Origin of the sequence: Serratia sp. BNK-23, assembly GCF_047456145.1 — a bacterium.
Taxonomy (GTDB): Bacteria; Pseudomonadota; Gammaproteobacteria; order Enterobacterales; family Enterobacteriaceae; genus Serratia; species Serratia nematodiphila.
This window is the reverse complement of record NZ_CP179900.1, coordinates 351,255-367,882: the sequence shown is the minus strand read 5'-3', so window position 1 is coordinate 367,882 and position 16,628 is coordinate 351,255. Positions and strand designations below refer to the sequence as shown.

The window sequence follows — 16,628 nt, the reverse complement described above, 5'->3', positions numbered from 1 at the left end:
TGGAATTCTGACTAAACCCTGGCCGTCCCCGGGTGTCTGAGTCGTTGTATCGCTATCGAGTGGATCCTTTATGCGCTACAGGTTGCTACCCCCCTAACGCATAAACGAGCTGCTATGAAACGCCAAAAGAGATTTCAACTTTCCTTGCTGCACCCGCGCTACTGGCTGACCTGGTTCGGTCTGGCCCTGTTGTTCCTGCTGGTGCAACTCCCCTACCCGCTGCTTAACCGCCTTGGCGTATGGATGGGGCGCACCTCGATGCGCTTTCTTAAGCGTCGCGTCGCCATCACCCGTCGCAACCTCGAACTGTGCTTCCCCGAGATGGACGAAGCGCAGCGCGAGCGTAAAGTAGTGGGCAACTTTGAGTCCCTCGGCATGGGCCTGCTGGAAACCGGCATGGCCTGGTTCTGGTCGGATAAACGCGTTAAGCGCTGGTTTAACGTCTCCGGCATCAACCACCTCAAAATGGCGCAGCGTGACGACCGCGGCGTGCTGGTGATCGGCGTGCACTTTATGTCGCTTGAGCTGGGCGGCCGGGCAATGGGCCTGTGCCAACCGATGATGGCGATGTACCGCCCGCACAACAACAAGGCGATGGAGTGGGCGCAAACCAAGGGCCGCATGCGCTCCAACAAGGCGATGATCGATCGCAAGGATCTGCGCGGCATGGTGCACGCACTCAAGCGCGGTGAGGCGGTCTGGTTCGCGCCGGATCAAGATTACGGCCCGCGCGGCAGCGTATTCGCGCCGCTGTTCGCCGTCGATCAGGCCGCCACCACCAGCGGCACCTTCATGCTGGCGCGCATGGCCAACCCGGCGCTGGTGCCGGTGGTGCTGATCCGCCGTGAAGGCGGCCGCGGCTACGACCTGCTGATCCAGCCGGCCCTGGAAGACTACCCGCTCAGCGACGAACAGGCGGCGGCGGCTTATATGAACAAAGTGATCGAGAAAGAGATCATGCGGGCGCCGGAGCAATATCTGTGGCTACATCGCCGCTTCAAAACCCGGCCGGTCGGCGCGCCGTCGCTGTACTGAGCCCCGTTTTCCAGCCCGGCCGACGCCGGGCTTTTTTGTGCGCCGCGTTTAAAAAATCTGCGGCTCAACATGTCGCTTTCCTGTAATCTCCTTCTTTACCCGCACAGGAAAGGAAATGATGAAAGCTCAAGTCCGCATTGCTCTGGTCGGTGATTACAACCCGCAAGCCGTGGCCCATCAGGCCATCCCCGTGGCGCTCCAGCTCACCGCCGCCCATCTCGACATCGACGTGCAGCCCCAGTGGCTACCGACCGAAACCCTGACCTCCCCCGATGTCCTGCAAGATTTCGATGCCATCTGGGTGGTGCCAGGCAGCCCATATTGTCACGACGACGGCGCCTTTATGGCGATCAGGCATGCGCGGGAAAACGACGTGCCGTTCCTCGGTTCCTGCGGCGGCTTTCAGTACGCCATCATCGAGTACGCCCGCAACGTGATGGGCTGGCACGACGCCGGCCATGCGGAAACCGACAGCGGTGGCCGGCTGGTGATCGCCCCGCTGAGCTGCTCGCTGGTGGAAAAAACCGGCGACATCGTTTTTCAGCCTGACACCCGTGTCGCGCAGGCCTACGGCAGCCTGAGCACCCATGAAGGCTACCACTGCAACTTTGGCGTGGCTCCGGACTTCGTCGCCGACCTTGAGCGCTTCCCGCTGATTATCAGCGGCCACGATGCCGAAGGCGACGTGCGCGCCATCGAACTGCCGGAGCGGCGTTTTTACGTCGCCACGCTGTTCCAATCAGAACGCGCTGCACTGCGCGGCGAGCTTTCGCCGCTGGTGGTGGAACTCGTCAAAGCCGCCATCTGCTAACCTGCTACCTCCCCGTAGGATCGAGCCGCAGCGAGACAGGGTTCTCGTTGCGCCTTTCATTTCGGGTATCACTCGGCATCAACGTTTCACATTTATTATCTCATTAAAGTTAATCCATTAATTGCCCAATAACGGATCATTCATCGCAGTTTAATTGAAACGTCATACTCCTATGAAAGTTAACAGCAGAATTACGAATAAAGAAATGCATGAAATCACAATAAGCTTTACTTCTTATTATTCATTATTATTTCTTTTATAATAATACAACATAAGGGATTCTTTATAATTTTTTATGATTCAGCCTGTTATCTCTTGCAGAGAAGCAACCGAACTTGCCCGCTGAGATACCACTCCGTTATCGCTTACGAACCGCCTCAGCTCCGCCCCCCTTTTACCAAAAATAAAAAATCACAAATAAAACAATAAATTACATGATTTCGCTTACTAATATCACGAATAAAAGCCAGTCAATCGTGATTAACACGCCACAAAAGCAATGGCAAAAAACCAGTTTAAAAATAAATAAAATACAAATCATTAACGCCAAAATAATTGCATTTATTATAATAAAATAAAACCATTAAAAATATTTAATGTGAAAACAGGCCAACTTAATAATCACCTTTTATAATGTTCGAGTGCTTGGCTGCGACTCACTTTATTTAATTCGATTCATTCCTTATTTGTGGAGGTGGTTCCGTGTCCGCTTATTCCCTGACGACCGTGCAACAAGCCGTGTGGCTAGACCAATCTTTAAACCCCGATATCCCCTTATATAACGTTGGGTGTTTATGGCGCGTAGAGCGCGAGATTTCGCTACCGCTGTTTCAAGAAGCCATACGGCAAATACAGCAACAACATGATGCGTTGCAAACCACGCTGAAAGAAACGCCGCAAGGCATTACCCAGGAAACCTGCGACCGGGCCTATATCGACCTGCATTACCACGATTTTTCGCACAGACAAGATGCCATCAGCCTGGCAGAAACACACCTTCGTTCTCAATTCCTGCAGCCTTATTCACTGTATGACAGCCTGCTTTGGCGCTGCCACCTGGCCAAAGTCAGCGGATCCAGCACGCTATGGCTGCTTGCTTCCCATCACCTGATCGCGGACGGCACCTCAATTTCCCTGCTGAGCAAAATGATCATGGAGCGCTATAAGCAATTAAAAGCAGGGATAAAAAACGAAGCCCCCCACTCGCGTTACCAAGACTTCGTCATCAGCGATCGCACCTATCAGCAGTCTCCACGCTACGAGCGCGATCGTGATTTCTGGTTGAAGCGTTTCATCGACGCGCCCCCCTCCATGCTGGAACGCCGCCAAAATCACTCTGGGCAACAAACCTACCCCAGCCATCAGATAATCAAGCGGTTGCCACGCGAGCGTTTCCTACAGTTGGAACAATACGCCGCCGCGCAGGGCGGTTCTGCAATGCATTTTTTTAGCGCTTTGCTGGCCACCTGGTTCGCCCGGATTTGGCAAACCGATCAATTCACGCTGGGCGTGCCGGTACATAACCGCAGTACCGCCGAACATAAGCAAACATTGGGCATGTTTTCCTCGATGATCCCACTGCGCATCACGGTCGATTCACAGCAATCCTTCGGCCACTTACTGCGGCAAATCGGCAGCGAGCTGCGCCAGTGTTATCGTCACCAGCGTTTTCCCATTGCCGAACTCAACCGCCAGTTGAACCTGCATCAGCAGGAGCGGCGCCAGCTGTTCGACATCAGCTTTTCTCTGGAGGTTTTTCCGACCGACATCGAACTGGAAGGCAGCCAGTTCAAGGTGGAAAACCTGCACCACGGTCAGGAACAGCTGCCCCTCGGCGTCTACCTGCGCCATTACCATCCGGGCGACGACCCGCTGTTGGAGTTCAACCTCAATCAGGCCTGGTTCAGTCAGGAAGACGGTGAGCGCATCGCCGCCCGCATGCTGCACCTGCTGAACACGCTACTGGACGGCGATCCGGCGCTGCCGCTGGGGCAGTTACCGCTGCTGTTGCCGCAGGAAAGACAGCAAATCTTCCATCAATGGAATGAAACCCGACAAACATGGGCAGACATGCCGCAAGGCGTACATCAATTCCTGGAACGGCAGGCCGCGCTGACGCCAGAAGCGCCGGCGCTGTGCTACGAGGACCACGAGATCAGTTATCAACAGCTGAATCTGCGGGCGAATCGATTGGCTGCCTTTCTCAGGCTGCAGGGATTACAGCCTGACGATCGCATCGCGGTATGCGTCAACCGCAGCCCGGATATGGTGATTGCCCTGTACGCCATCCTGAAGGCGGGCGCCGCCTATGTACCGCTCGATCCCGACTATCCACAAGACCGCCTACGCCACATGCTGCAAGATTGCGGCGCCAGATTCGTTCTGATCGACGATGGCGGCGAACACGCGCTGCACCCGCTGCGCGATATCGCCGTGCCGCGATTGCATCTTCAGCGTGAGAGCCATCTGTGGCGGCAAGCGCCGGATGGCAACCCGCCGCCGCTGGCCGCCGATCCACAGCACAGCCTGGCTTATGTGATTTACACCTCCGGCTCGACGGGGAAACCCAAAGGGGTAATGAACGAACACCGCGGGGTGATCAACCGACTCCTGTGGATGCAAAAGGCTTATACACTGACGCCGGATGATGTCGTGCTGCAGAAAACGCCGTTCAGCTTCGACGTCTCTGTCTGGGAGTTTTTCTGGCCGATGATGGTCGGCGCCCGGCTGGCCATCGCCAAACCGGGCGGTCACCAGGAACCGGATTATCTCAGCGCCTGCATCGCGCAGCACGGCGTGACCACACTGCATTTCGTCCCCTCGATGCTGCAACTGTTTCTGCGCCACGGCGATATGGCGCAGTGTGCCTCTCTGAAACGCATTATGTGCAGCGGCGAGGCATTGCCGCTCGCGACGGTACAACGCTGCCTGCAGCAGTTGCCGCAGGCGGAACTGCACAATCTCTACGGCCCGACGGAAGCCGCCGTAGACGTTTCCAGCTGGCAATGCCTGCCCGATGATCCTCGCCCACTGGTACCGATCGGTAAACCGATCGCCAATACCCAGCTCCATATTCTGGATGACCAACTGCAACCGTTACCGCCCGGCATCGCCGGCGAATTGCATATCGGTGGTATTCAGGTTGCCCGTGGTTATCTGAACCGCGCGGCGCTGAGCGCCGAGCGATTTATCGCCGATCCTTTCAGCGCCGAGCCGCAGGCTCGCCTGTATAAAACCGGCGATCTGGCCCGCTGGCTGCCGGATGGCAACATTGAGTATCTGGGCAGAAACGATTTCCAGGTCAAAATCCACGGCCTGCGCATTGAATTAGGCGAGATCGAGCAACAGCTCAGACAGTGTTCAGGGGTTGAAGACGCCGCCATTCTGGCACGGGAAGACGAAAGCGGCGGCAAGCGCCTGGTCGCCTATGTCATCGCCCCAGAGCAAACGGCCGACGCCGCCGAATGGCGTCGGCAATTGCAGCAACACCTGCCGGACTTTATGGTGCCGTCCTGTTTTATCCGGCTGGATGCTTTTCCGCTGTCGCCCAACGGCAAGCTGGATCGCAAAGCGTTACCGGCACCAGCCAACATGCAGGAAACCGCTGCTTATGAAGCCCCGCAAGGCGAGCAGGAACAGCAGTTGGCCGAACTGTGGAGCGAACTGCTGGGCACAACGCGCATTGGCCGCGACGATGATTTCTTCGCGCTGGGCGGCCATTCGCTGCACGCCATTCAACTGCTGGTTAAACTGAAGCGACACGGGCATTCGTTAGGCATTAAAACGCTGTTTGCTCACTCGACGCTGCGCGGCCAGGCCCGTATTCTCACCGACGGCGTGCCCGCAATGGCTCCAGCCACCTCCGAACCCCTGCAGCAGCTGTTGACCCGTCTGAATCAGGCCAGTTTTACCTTTAAACAGGTAGAGCGCCTGAACCACGCCATCACCCCCGACAGCGTTTGGATGATCCATCCTGCCGTCACCGGTTGCGATGTTTATCGCGATCTGGCGAACTATTTAGAGAAAGATTTCAATGTGTTAGGCATCAACAATTACAACCTGTTCCAACAGCCGCACATCACTTCGCTACGCGAGCTGGCGGCGTATTATCTCGGCCATATGCGGCTGTCGCCGGCGCGCCCCGTCCGTCTGTTGGGTTGGTCGCTAGGGGGCCTGATCGCGCTGGAGATGGCCGCTCAACTGGAAAGCCAGGGCTATCGCGATATCCAACTGTTCCTGCTTGATACCTTCTACCGAACCCCATTCCAGATCCGCAGCGAGCCGGGCATGCTGGCGGCGATGCTGGCCATGTTGGGTATTGACGGCGAGGCCGCCGACCGGGCCTTAAAGGCAGAGCCGACGGAGCTGGCATTGGCAAAACAAACGCTCAGCGCACCGTTGCAACATGCACGCATCACGCTGTTCAAGGCGACCGAAGATGCAAATCTGAATATCACCGGCCTGGGCGATGAGCGTGAACTGCTGGCGATTGCCGACAATGGCCTGTCGGCAATCGGTCAACATCTGCAGGTGCATCCGTTGCCCTGCAATCATCACTCCATTATCTTCAGCCACGAGGAGATAGGACACGCCTTGCGACAGTCATCGCGCACGCCGGCGATGCTCGGCAACCTTCCTTGACGCTCTACGGTCTGCGGCGCCGTTCGCCGCAGACCGCCTCCTCACCACATCAGCCGGCCGATCAGTGGCGCGGCCACCACCGTGATAATGCCGGCCAACATCATCACCAGGCTCGACACTACGCCCTCCTGCGGCCCCAGTTCATAGGCGCGGGCGGTGCCGGCGCCGTGCGACGATGCGCCAAATCCGGCCCCTTTCGCCAGGCGGCTGCGTACAGCCAGCCGCAAAAACAGAATGTCGCCCACCGCCATGCCGAACACCCCGGTGATCACCACGAACAACGCCACCAGGTCCGGTTGGCCCCCCATCTGCTTGGCGGCCTCCAGCGCGAACGGCGTGGTGATCGACCGCACCGCCAGGCTGCGCTGCACCTCTTCCGGCAGCGTCAGCAGGCGCGCCAGCCACACCGAGCTGTACACTGCCACCAGCACTGCGGTCGTTACCCCGGCGCTCAGCGACAGCCAGTGGCGACGGATGATATGCAGGTTCTCGTACACCGGCACCGCGAAGGCGATGGTCGCCGGCCCCAGCAGCCACAGCAGCCAGTGGGTTTCACCGATGTAGTCCTGATAGGAGATGTGGGTGACCACCAGCAGCAACACCAGAATCATCGGCGTCAGCACCAGCGGCATCAGCAGCAACGTGCGGCGGCGGCGATAGAGTTTCTTGTTGGCGAAATAGAGCGCCAGCGTCGCCAGAAAACAGGCCAGGCTAAGGATAAAATCATTCATGGCGCTGCTTCCGCCGCTGCAGCCAAATCTCCAGCCGATACACCCTGTCCACCACCAGCCCGGTGGCGCCCAGCGTCAGCATGGTGCTGACTGCGATCACCAGAAAGATCTTCCAGCCCTCGACCATCAGCAGCTGGGCATAGTTGACCACCGCCACCACCGCCGGCACGAAAAACAGCAGCATTTCCGCCAGCAGCCAGCGGGAGCCGGCCTTGACCCAGCTCAGCGGCAGAATGCGCAGCAGGATCAGCGCCAGTAGCATCAGCATGCCGACGATATTGGCGGGGAGCGGCAGGTGGAATTGTTGCACCAGGCGATCGGCGATCAGGAACAGCGCCGCATACAACGCCACCTGAATCGGCACCTGCAAACGGGTCAGCAGGGAGGGGGCAACGCGGCGTAACGCCAGAGACATGAAAGATGACCTCAAACAATAATTGACGGCCTACAGTATACGCAGCCGGGAAACCACGCCTGAAATGAATTAAAATTATCGACATCATGCCGTCCGGGAATAGTTTCTCGCCGGTAGCGTCCCCAAGGAGAACCCTAACGTGGATGTCCGCACCCTGCGCTACTTCGTTGAAGTGGTGCGCCAGCAAAGCTTCACCCGCGCGGCGGAAAAACTGTTCGTCACCCAGCCCACCATCAGCAAAATGCTGCGGCATCTGGAGGAAGAGCTGGAATGCACGCTGCTGATCCGCGAAGGCCGCAAGCTGCGCCTGACCGACAGCGGCCAGGCGGTGTACCAGCGCGGCCTGACGATCCTCGACGAGTTCCGCCAGTTGGAGGCGGAGCTGGAAGACATCAGCTCGGTGAAAAAGGGCGTGCTGCGGCTGGGCATTCCGCCGATGGTCGGCAGGCAGATCGCCGATCTGATCCGCCGCTTTCGCCAGACCTACCCCGGCATCGAATTAAAGATTTCCGAGCTGGGCGGGCTGTCGGTCGAACAGGCGGTGATGTCCGGCGAACTGGATCTGGCGATGACGGTGCTGCCCTTCGATTCGGCGCAGCCGCTGACCTTTCTGCCGCTGCTGGGCCATCCGATGTGCGTGGTGGCGCCGCGCACGCCGCAGTGGCTCAACCGCACCAGCATCAATATCGCCGAATTGGCCGACAGCCCGATCCTGATTTATAACGAAGACTTTGCGCTGTACAAGATGCTGATGAAGGCGTTTCGCCTGGCCGGCTTTGAACCGCAAATCGCGGTGCGCAGCGGCCAATGGGACTTTCTCGCCTCGATGGTGCAGGCCGGCGTGGGCATCGCCATGCTGCCGGAGCCGGTTTGTCGTTGGCTGGACAAGGAAAACCTGGTCTGGCTGCCGCTGGAGCCGCGCATGGAGTGGAAAATCGGCCTGATCTGGCGCCAGGGCAGCTACCTGTCGCACAGCGCGCAGGCCTGGATCGCCTGCTGCCGCGACTACTGGCCGCCGGTCAAGTAGCCAAAAAAAGGGCCGCACAGGCGGCCCTTCAGGATGGGGATAACGAGGAAAAACGTTTATTCCTCCCTCTGCGTTTACCCCTCGCGCTCGATCAACAGCGCTTCGAGCAGGTCGAGATCGTGCAGCAGTTTTTGCAGCGTCTCGTTGCTGATTTTCTGCGTGGCGCGCAGGTGATACAGCTCGCCGCGCTCGGCGCGCAGCGCCGTCAGGCGGAAACGTCGCTCGAGGTTTTCCATCGCCAGCGCATTCTCGATATCGTCTTTCGACGCGATGCGCCGCCGCAGCATGCCCGTCACCCGCGAGCTGACCTCTTTCAACACCTGCGGATCGAGGTTTTCTTCGGTATCGGCAACCAGGCGCTCTTCCATTTTATTCACGCTCTCAATCGCCACTTCGGCCGCCATGGCGATCGCCATGCGCTCTTCCTGCTTGCTGGCGCTCTTATCGGTCACCTGCACGCCGCGCAGCAGCAGCGGCAACGCCAGCACGCCGACGATCAACGACAGCAGGATCACCCCGGCGGCGATAAACACCAGCTGATAGCGCGCCGGGAAGGCGGTGCCGTCGCTCAGCAACAGCGGTATCGACAGCACACCGGCCAGGGTAATCGCCCCGCGCACCCCGGCGAACGATGCCACCCACAGCTCACGCGTGCTGTAATCGCCGAACTGCAGCGGACGCTTTTTCATAAAGCGGTTGCTGGCCTTCTTCATCACCCACAGCCAGGTGAAACGCAGCACCAACAGCGCGGCGTAGATGGTGGCCACGTCGGCGAACAGGTACCAGGTCTGGATGGTCGGATCCAGCTCCGCCTGCAGGATGGAGGTTTCAAGAATGCCCGGCAGCTGCAGGCCCAACATGATGAACACCATGCCGTTGAACACGAATTCCAGCATCGCCCACACGCTGTTGGCGCGCAGGCGCATCGCCAGCGGCGCATTGCGGATCACGCCGGACTGGCTGATGGTCATCCCCGCCGCCACCGCCGCCAGGATGCCGGAAACGCCGATATGTTCGGCAATCAGGTAGGACGCGAACGGCAGCAGCAGCAGGAACACGATCTGGGTCGCCGGATCGTCGCCGCTCCAGCGGCTCATCACCCGCAGCGATTTACTGTAGGTCCAGGTGACCGCCACGCCGGCCAGCAGGCCGCCGATCGCCACTTTGAGGAATTCAAGGGTCGCGCCGCCCACGGTGAACACCATGGTGCCCATCGCCACCGCGATGGCGAACTTGAGCGACACCAGGCCGGAGGCGTCGTTCATCAGCGCCTCGCCCTCGAGCACGCCCATGATCGGCTTGGGGATCCGCCCTTTGCCGACGATGCCGGACAGCGCCACGGCATCCGTCGGCGACAGCACCGCCGCCAGAGCGAAGGCCGCCACCAGCGGAATGCCCGGCACCATGGCGTAGATCAGATAACCGACGCCGACCACGGTGATCAGCACCAGCACCAGCGCCAGGCCGAGAATTTCACGCCCGTGATGCAGGAATTCGCGCGTCGGTGTTTTCCAGCCGTCGGCAAACAGCAGCGGCGGGATGAACAGCACCAGGAACAGTTCGGGATCAAAATCGACGTGCAGCCCGAAATGCGGCCAGGCCAGCAGGGCGCCGATGGCGATTTGCATCAGCGGCAGCGGCACCTGGAACGGCAACATGCGCGTCACCACCCCGGACAGGGAGACCACCAGGATCAAAATGAGGATTGTAAAAAAGATTTCCATGCTTTCCTTAGACTCTACGATTCAGACGACATCGGCTCAGGGCCTGCGTTGGTCACGATAGTAGATCACTTTTTTTACAGCCGTTAAAGCTTGTTGTGCCTTTCAAAACGCGGTGCAGAGCAGAAGAAGACTTATCTTAAGAAGGGAATTGCCGTAACAGGCTCCCCCGCCCGGCGGGCGAGGGAAACCCAAGCGGCTTAAATCGCCCAGCCGCCGGCGTAGAACGCCACCAGCGCCACGGCGATCAGCACGGTGCCAATGTTCAGCTTGCGCCATTCGCCGGAGAAGATGCGGCCGATGACCAGCGAGCTGAAGCCCAGCATGATGCCGGTGACGATGTTGCAGGTCAGCACGATGAACACGGCGCACAGCAGGCCGGCCATCGCGTCGACGAAGTCGTTGAAGTCCAGCTTGGTGACATTGCTCAGCATCAGCAGGCCGACGTACATCAGCGCCGGCGCGGTGGCGTAAACCGGCACCAGATAGGCCAGCGGCGACAGGAACAGGATCAGCAGGAACAGAATGCCGACCACGGTGGCGGTCAGGCCGGTCTTGCCGCCCGCGGCGGTGCCGGCGGCGGACTCGATGTAAACCGCAGCGGGCGCGGCGCCCACCAGGCCGGAGAAGATGCTGCTCAGGGAATCCGAGGTCAGCGCCTTGCCGCCGTTGATGATCTGCCCGTCTTTATCCAGCAGGTTGGCCTGCCCGGCCACCGCGCGGATGGTGCCGGTGGCGTCGAACACCGCGGTCATCACCAGCGCCAGCACGCTCGGCAACACCACCGGCTGCAATGCGCCCATGATATCCAGGCTGAAGATCAACGATTTGCCGTCAGCGTCCGCCAGGCTCGGCATGGCGAACAGCCCCTGGTATTTCACCGCCGGGTCGAAGATCAGGCCGATGATGGAAATGGCGATGATCACCAGCAGAATGCCGCCGGGCACGCGCAGTTTCTCCAGGCCGAAGATCACCGCCAGGCCGACCAGCGTCATGACGACCGGGAAAGAGGTGAACGCGCCGAGCGCCACCGGCAAGCCATCCAGCGGGTTCTTCACCACCAGGCCGACGCCGTTGGCGGCGATCAGCAGCAGAAACAGCCCGATGCCGATGCCGGTGCCGTGCGCCACGCCCATCGGCAGGTTGCGCAGGATCCAGGCGCGGATGCCGGTGACCGAGATAATGGTAAACAGCACGCCCATCAGGAACACCGCGCCCAGCGCCACCGGAATGCTGATGTGCTGGCCCAGCACCAGGCTGAAGGCGGTAAAGGCGGTCAACGAGATCGCACAGCCGATGGCCATCGGCAGGTTAGCCCACAGCCCCATCAACAGCGACCCCAGACCGGCCACCAGGCAGGTGGAGACAAACACCGCCGCCGGCGGGAAACCCGCTTTGCCCAGCATGCTCGGCACCACGATCACCGAGTACACCATCGCCAGGAAGGTGGTCAGCCCCGCCACCACCTCCTGACGCACGCTGCTGCCGCGCGCGGAAATTTTAAAATAGCCATCAAGCCCGCCGGTTGGTTTTGCGGCGTGGTTCGCTTGAGAGTTCGACATAGGTTACTTCCCCTGTGTTTCATGAATCGGCCCGTCACAGCAGGCCTGTAATCTCGCCCGCGCCCGATCGCCACGTAATCGTTTACGTCACGTTCCGCATCCCTGCCCTTATGCCACACCGCCAACGGCGATGCGCACCCAGGCAAACGTTTAACTCGCAGCGCGCGGTACGGGTGATTTATGGTGGTTTATTCAAGGCAAACGATTATCCTGCCTTCCCTAGCGTCTAATCAACTAAAGATCGCGGCAATTTATGCAGAAAACGGCGGGAATAGCTTCTGCGCGAAAAGACAGGGCGATCCGGCGCCCCTGCCGACCTGCTTCACGGCGAGCTTATTGCGCCTGCACCGCCGCGGGATCCATATACATCAATTCCCAGATATGGCCGTCCAGGTCCTGAAATCCGTGGCCGTACATCACGCCATAGTCCCGCGGCGGATGATAGGTATTGCCGCCGCCGGCGATTGCCTTGCGCACCAGTTCGTCCACCGCCGCCCGGCTGGGTTGCGACAGGCACACCAACACTTCGGTGGCCTGTTTGGCGTCGCCGATCGGGTTCGGGGTAAACATCCTGAATTTGTCGTGGGTCAGCAGCATCACGTAAATCGTGTCGCTGACCACCATGCAGGCGGCGGTATCGTCGGTAAATTGCGGGTTGAAGCTGAAGCCGAGCTGGGTGAAAAACGCCATTGAGGCGGGCAGATCGCGTACGGGCAGGTTAACGAAGATTTGCGTAGCCATGGGCTACCTCCGATGAAGAATGACCCCATCGAGTATAGCCCATCCGCTTAACTCAGCAGGTCGTAAGGGCCGCCCTGCTCCAATGCCCGCTGGTAGGCGGGCCGGGCGTGAATGCGCTGCAGGAAGCCGCGCAGTTTCGGGCAATCATCCAACGCGCCGCGCGCCGCCATCGCCTCCAGCGGGAAGCTCATCTGAATATCCGCCGCGCTGAAGTCGTTGCCAACGAACCAACTGCCCTTATTCAGGTGCTGTTCGAGGAATTCGCAGTGCGGCGCGATCTGCTTGTCGAGGTATTCCCGCTGCACGCCTTTGCCGATCGCGCCGGCCACCGGCCGCAGCAGCCAGGGGATCGGCGGCTGGCCGAGACGGCTGAACACCAGCTTCATCACCAACAGCGGCATCAGCGATCCTTCGGCGTAGTGCAGCCAGTAGCGGTATTGCTGACGCGCGTGGAAGTCGGTTGGCATAAACATGCCCTGTGCGTCGTAGGCTTCCTGCAAGTATTCGATAATGGCGCCGGATTCCGCCAGTGTCAGATCGCCATCGACGATCACCGGCGATTTGCCCAACGGGTGGATCTTTTTCAGCGCCGGCGGCGCCAGCATGGTGTTGGGATCGCGCTCGTAGCGTTGCACCTGATAGGGCACGCCCAGCTCTTCCAGAAACCACAGAATGCGCTGCGACCGCGAGTGATTGAGATGATGAACGATGATCATGACGACGCTCCTGTCCGCTGCCACACCAGTTCGCCAACCTGCACGCCGTTGCCGAGCTGCAGCGGCACCGTGCGCAACGTCAGCCGATCGGCGTTAAAGGCGTAAAAACGCACCTGACGGCTGCCTATCCAATTGGGGAACGAGCAGCCTTCAACCTGATGCACCACCCGTTGCTCACTTTCTTCCACCTGATAACGGCCGAAGTAGCAAATCATATTGATGAAGGCGGCATGGATCTCCCGCTCGGATCCCTGCGTCAAATCGTCGGCGACAAAACGCGGCCGCACGGCGCTGTATAGCTGCGCCGCCATCGTGCCGTTGGCCTCATAGTGGATGCGCCCCAACACCTGCTCGCCCAGCGGGTAATTGAGCTCGCCGTTCTGGTTTTTGAACGCCGACGACACCAACGCCCAACTGCCGATAAACGCATTCATCGTCATGACGCTTCTCCGGTTAAGGATCGTCTGTAAAGGGTAGTGGCGATTGTTGCCCCGCGCCAGCGGATGAAAAATAATCAATTTATTTGACAGAGATACTCAAAACTCTCCGATTTTTTATTCACATCCGGTGCACTAGTATTTAACACATCGAGAGACAACGGGCTCTCACCTAACAAACACTCTGAGGAACGCATCATGAAAAACATCAAAATTTTTGCTACCGCTGCACTGCTGGCTACCGCTTCTTTCGCTACCTTCGCCGCTGACCTGCCTTCCAGCCAACCTGCTGCAGACGCCCAGAAGATCGGCGTCGTCACCGTGAGCGGCGCCGCTAACCTGAGCGCGCTGGAAAGCGAACTGGCCAGCAAAGCCGCCGCGTCGGGCGCCAGCGCCTACCGCATCGTCGCCGCCGGTGGTCAGAACAAACTGTACGGCACCGCAGAAATCTTCAACTGATCGTCGGACAGCCAACCGACGGAAGAAAGAAGCCCCGCAAGGGGCTTTTCTCGTTTTAGCGGGCGTCAAAGCGCGCCGCCAACTTCTGCAGGCGGAACTGTTCGGTGATGAAATCGACAAACACCCGGGTTTTGGTCGGTAAGAATTTGGTGGTGGGGAAATAGAGATACACGCTGCCGCGATCGACATACCAGCCCGGCAGAACCCGCACCAGACGGCCGCTTTCCAGATAAGGCGCCGCATTCGGCATGCCGATCAGCGCGATGCCCAATCCCATTTCCGCCGCCCGCGCCGCCGCTTCCGGTTCATTGACCGTCATGCTGACCGTCATCCCCGGCGCACGCTGCTCATTCTGGGCATTTCGCAGCGGCTGGTGGCGAATGCGCCCGGTCTGCGGCGAACGGATGAAAATCCCGGCGTGTTGCGCCAGTTGCTCCGGCTCCGTCAACGGCGGCCGCTGCCGCAAGTATTCTGCCGAAGCGACCAATACGCCATGCGCGGGCGCCAGCTCGCGAGCAATCATCCCCTGCGCCAACTCGATGCCGCCGCCCAGCGCAGCGTCAAAGTTCTCACCGATCAGATCCACCTGGCGATTGTCGAAATGCCAGTCCGGTACAATCGCCGGGTACTGCGTCAAAAACATCGGCAGCATCGGCAACACGAAGTGCAGGCCGAAGGCGGTGCCCATGCTGACCTTCAAGCCGCCGGCCGCCGCGCCGCCGCCGCTGCTCAACCCCTTCAATGCACACTGGATCGATTGCAACCCGCCGCTCACCTCACCGAGAAAACGCTCGCCTGCTTCGGTGAGGATCAACTTGCGGGTATTGCGTTGAAACAGCCGCACGCCGACCACCGCCTCCAGCCGGGTGACATTCTTGCTTACCGCCGCCGGGCTGAGGCCCAGCTTGCGGCCGGCGGCGGAGAAACTGCCGTTTTCCGCGCTGCTGACGAAGCACTCCAGATGTCCCAGCATGCTTTTTCCTTATGGATTTTAAACTAATGGTTTTAACTGATTATAGCTCTTTGTGGCTAGTGGCCGTGCAAGCGATCTCCGATACTGAATGCCGACACTTTACCCTCATCCACTCTGGAGAAATAACATGACCACAGCACTCCCACTGCAAGGCAAAGTCGCATTCGTTCAGGGCGGTTCCCGCGGCATCGGCGCCGCCATCGTGAAACGCTTGGCGAGCGAGGGCGCCGCCGTCGCCTTTACCTACGCCGCCTCGGCCGATCGCGCCGAAGCGGTGGCGAGCGCCGTTACCGCCGCCGGCGGCAAAGCCCTCGCCATCAAGGCCGACAGCGCCGATGCTGCGGCGCTGCAGCAGGCGGTTCGCCAGGCGGTGAGTCACTTCGGCAACCTGGATATTCTGGTGAACAACGCCGGGGTATTTACGCTGGGCAGCACCGAGGAACTGGCGCTGGACGACCTGGATCGCATGCTGGCGGTCAACGTACGCAGCGTATTCGTCGCCAGCCAGGAGGCGGCGCGCCACATGAACGACGGCGGCCGTATCATCCACATCGGCAGCACCAACGCCGAGCGCGTGCCGTTCGGCGGCGCGGCGGTGTACGCGATGAGCAAATCGGCGCTGGTCGGGTTGACCAAGGGCATGGCGCGCGATCTCGGCCCACGCGGCATCACCGTCAATAACGTGCAGCCCGGCCCGGTGGACACCGAAATGAACCCGGACGCCGGCGAGTTCGCCGATCAGCTCAAGCAGCTGATGGCGATCGGCCGTTACGGCAAAGATGAAGAAATCGCCGGTTTCGTCGCCTACCTGGCGGGCCCGCAGGCGGGTTATATCACCGGCGCCAGTCTGAGCATCGACGGCGGCTTCTCGGCGTAGCGCTCAAAGCCCCGCAAGGGGCTTTTTTTTTCATTCGCTCCCCGACGACCGCTTCTCACCTCGCACGGCATATTCGGCCTTGAAAGACAATAATAGAATTAGTTTATGCGCAAAAATGGAATAGTTTATTGACGATTCTGTTATTTATTCACCAGCCCGACGTCTTTATCCTTCGCTCCATCGTGTCGTACCGGACACCCTTATTTTTCGAACCTTCGAACACAGGATAAAGATATGAAAACCATGACCACCGTTATTTCACTCGCTCTGTTTTCCATGCTGTCGTTTAACGCCGCGGCAGAAAGCGTGACCGCAACCGGCAGAACACTGGATTCCACCGAAGCCCTCATCGCTAAAAAAGCGCAAGAAGCCGGCGCAAGCGGCTACAAAATTACCAGCGCCTACATGGGCAATTTCGTCACTATGAGTGCAGAACTGAAAAAATAATGCGTTTAGCGATAACGCCGTGCATACGGCGTTAT

15 protein-coding genes are annotated in these 16,628 nt (G+C 59.4%); 7 read left to right on the top strand and 8 right to left on the bottom strand.

The features are described from left to right. Positions 1–114 precede the first annotated feature (114 nt). The 3 genes from lpxP (at position 115) to ACMGF9_RS01680 (ending at position 6,487) form a co-directional block, all read left to right on the top strand. Positions 115–1,035 carry a kdo(2)-lipid IV(A) palmitoleoyltransferase gene (gene lpxP / locus ACMGF9_RS01690; protein WP_004936843.1) on the top strand — a complete coding sequence of 307 codons (921 nt, stop codon included), beginning with the start codon at positions 115–117 and terminating at the stop codon, positions 1,033–1,035. Positions 1,036–1,150: 115 nt separating this feature from the next. Next, positions 1,151–1,846 carry a CTP synthase gene (locus tag ACMGF9_RS01685; protein WP_206192846.1) on the top strand — a complete coding sequence of 232 codons (696 nt, stop codon included), beginning with the start codon at positions 1,151–1,153 and terminating at the stop codon, positions 1,844–1,846. A 702-nt stretch (positions 1,847–2,548) separates the two neighbouring features. Then, complete coding sequence (locus tag ACMGF9_RS01680) at positions 2,549–6,487, top strand: non-ribosomal peptide synthetase (RefSeq protein ID WP_414160506.1); 3,939 nt, start codon at positions 2,549–2,551, stop codon at positions 6,485–6,487. A 41-nt stretch (positions 6,488–6,528) separates the two neighbouring features. Here ACMGF9_RS01680 and ACMGF9_RS01675 read toward each other — a convergent pair whose 3' ends face one another. After that, positions 6,529–7,218 carry an LrgB family protein gene (locus ACMGF9_RS01675; protein WP_015379206.1) on the bottom strand — a complete coding sequence of 230 codons (690 nt, stop codon included), beginning with the start codon at positions 7,216–7,218 and terminating at the stop codon, positions 6,529–6,531. Then, complete coding sequence (locus tag ACMGF9_RS01670; protein ID WP_004936830.1) at positions 7,211–7,633, bottom strand: CidA/LrgA family protein; 423 nt, start codon at positions 7,631–7,633, stop codon at positions 7,211–7,213. The genes ACMGF9_RS01675 and ACMGF9_RS01670 overlap by 8 nt, the downstream gene beginning before the upstream one ends. A gap of 139 nt (positions 7,634–7,772) precedes the next feature. On the opposite strand from ACMGF9_RS01670, the gene ACMGF9_RS01665 reads away from it, so the two are divergent. Next, on the top strand, positions 7,773–8,660 hold the full coding sequence (locus ACMGF9_RS01665; RefSeq protein ID WP_044030344.1) for a LysR family transcriptional regulator: 888 nt from the start codon (positions 7,773–7,775) through the stop codon (positions 8,658–8,660). 74 nt (positions 8,661–8,734) lie between these two features. On the opposite strand, the gene ACMGF9_RS01660 is transcribed toward ACMGF9_RS01665, so the two are convergent. The 5 genes from ACMGF9_RS01660 to ACMGF9_RS01640 form a co-directional block, all read right to left on the bottom strand. Continuing rightward, positions 8,735–10,384, bottom strand: coding sequence for a Na+/H+ antiporter (locus tag ACMGF9_RS01660; protein WP_004936822.1), 1,650 nt, complete (start codon positions 10,382–10,384; stop codon positions 8,735–8,737). 197 nt (positions 10,385–10,581) lie between these two features. Next, positions 10,582–11,943: an NCS2 family permease gene (locus ACMGF9_RS01655; RefSeq protein WP_004936819.1), complete on the bottom strand. Its 1,362-nt coding sequence runs from the start codon at positions 11,941–11,943 to the stop codon at positions 10,582–10,584. Between the two features lie 333 nt (positions 11,944–12,276). Next, positions 12,277–12,684, bottom strand: a complete 408-nt coding sequence (locus tag ACMGF9_RS01650) for a VOC family protein (RefSeq protein WP_015379207.1) — start codon at positions 12,682–12,684, stop codon at positions 12,277–12,279. A gap of 47 nt (positions 12,685–12,731) precedes the next feature. Further along, a complete protein-coding gene (locus tag ACMGF9_RS01645; protein WP_004936814.1) occupies positions 12,732–13,400 on the bottom strand; it encodes a glutathione S-transferase family protein in 669 nt (222 codons plus the stop codon). Continuing rightward, a complete protein-coding gene (locus ACMGF9_RS01640; protein ID WP_015379208.1) occupies positions 13,397–13,840 on the bottom strand; it encodes a lipocalin-like domain-containing protein in 444 nt (147 codons plus the stop codon). Before ACMGF9_RS01640 ends, ACMGF9_RS01645 begins: the two co-directional genes overlap by 4 nt. A 195-nt stretch (positions 13,841–14,035) precedes the next feature. Between ACMGF9_RS01640 and bhsA the strand changes: the two genes are divergently transcribed. Beyond that, positions 14,036–14,296 (top strand): multiple stress resistance protein BhsA, encoded by a 261-nt coding sequence (gene bhsA / locus ACMGF9_RS01635; protein ID WP_015379209.1) that lies wholly within the window; start codon positions 14,036–14,038, stop codon positions 14,294–14,296. Between the two features lie 55 nt (positions 14,297–14,351). On the opposite strand, the gene ACMGF9_RS01630 is transcribed toward bhsA, so the two are convergent. Further along, on the bottom strand, positions 14,352–15,269 hold the full coding sequence (locus tag ACMGF9_RS01630; protein ID WP_075684486.1) for a LysR family transcriptional regulator: 918 nt from the start codon (positions 15,267–15,269) through the stop codon (positions 14,352–14,354). Between the two features lie 127 nt (positions 15,270–15,396). Here ACMGF9_RS01630 and ACMGF9_RS01625 point away from each other — a divergent pair, with 127 nt between their 5' ends. Both ACMGF9_RS01625 and ACMGF9_RS01620 read left to right on the top strand, forming a co-directional pair. Then, positions 15,397–16,146, top strand: coding sequence for a 3-oxoacyl-ACP reductase family protein (locus tag ACMGF9_RS01625; RefSeq protein ID WP_088381956.1), 750 nt, complete (start codon positions 15,397–15,399; stop codon positions 16,144–16,146). Positions 16,147–16,380: 234 nt separating this feature from the next. Beyond that, positions 16,381–16,593, top strand: a complete 213-nt coding sequence (locus tag ACMGF9_RS01620; protein ID WP_004936800.1) for a DUF1471 domain-containing protein — start codon at positions 16,381–16,383, stop codon at positions 16,591–16,593. Positions 16,594–16,628 lie beyond the last annotated feature (35 nt).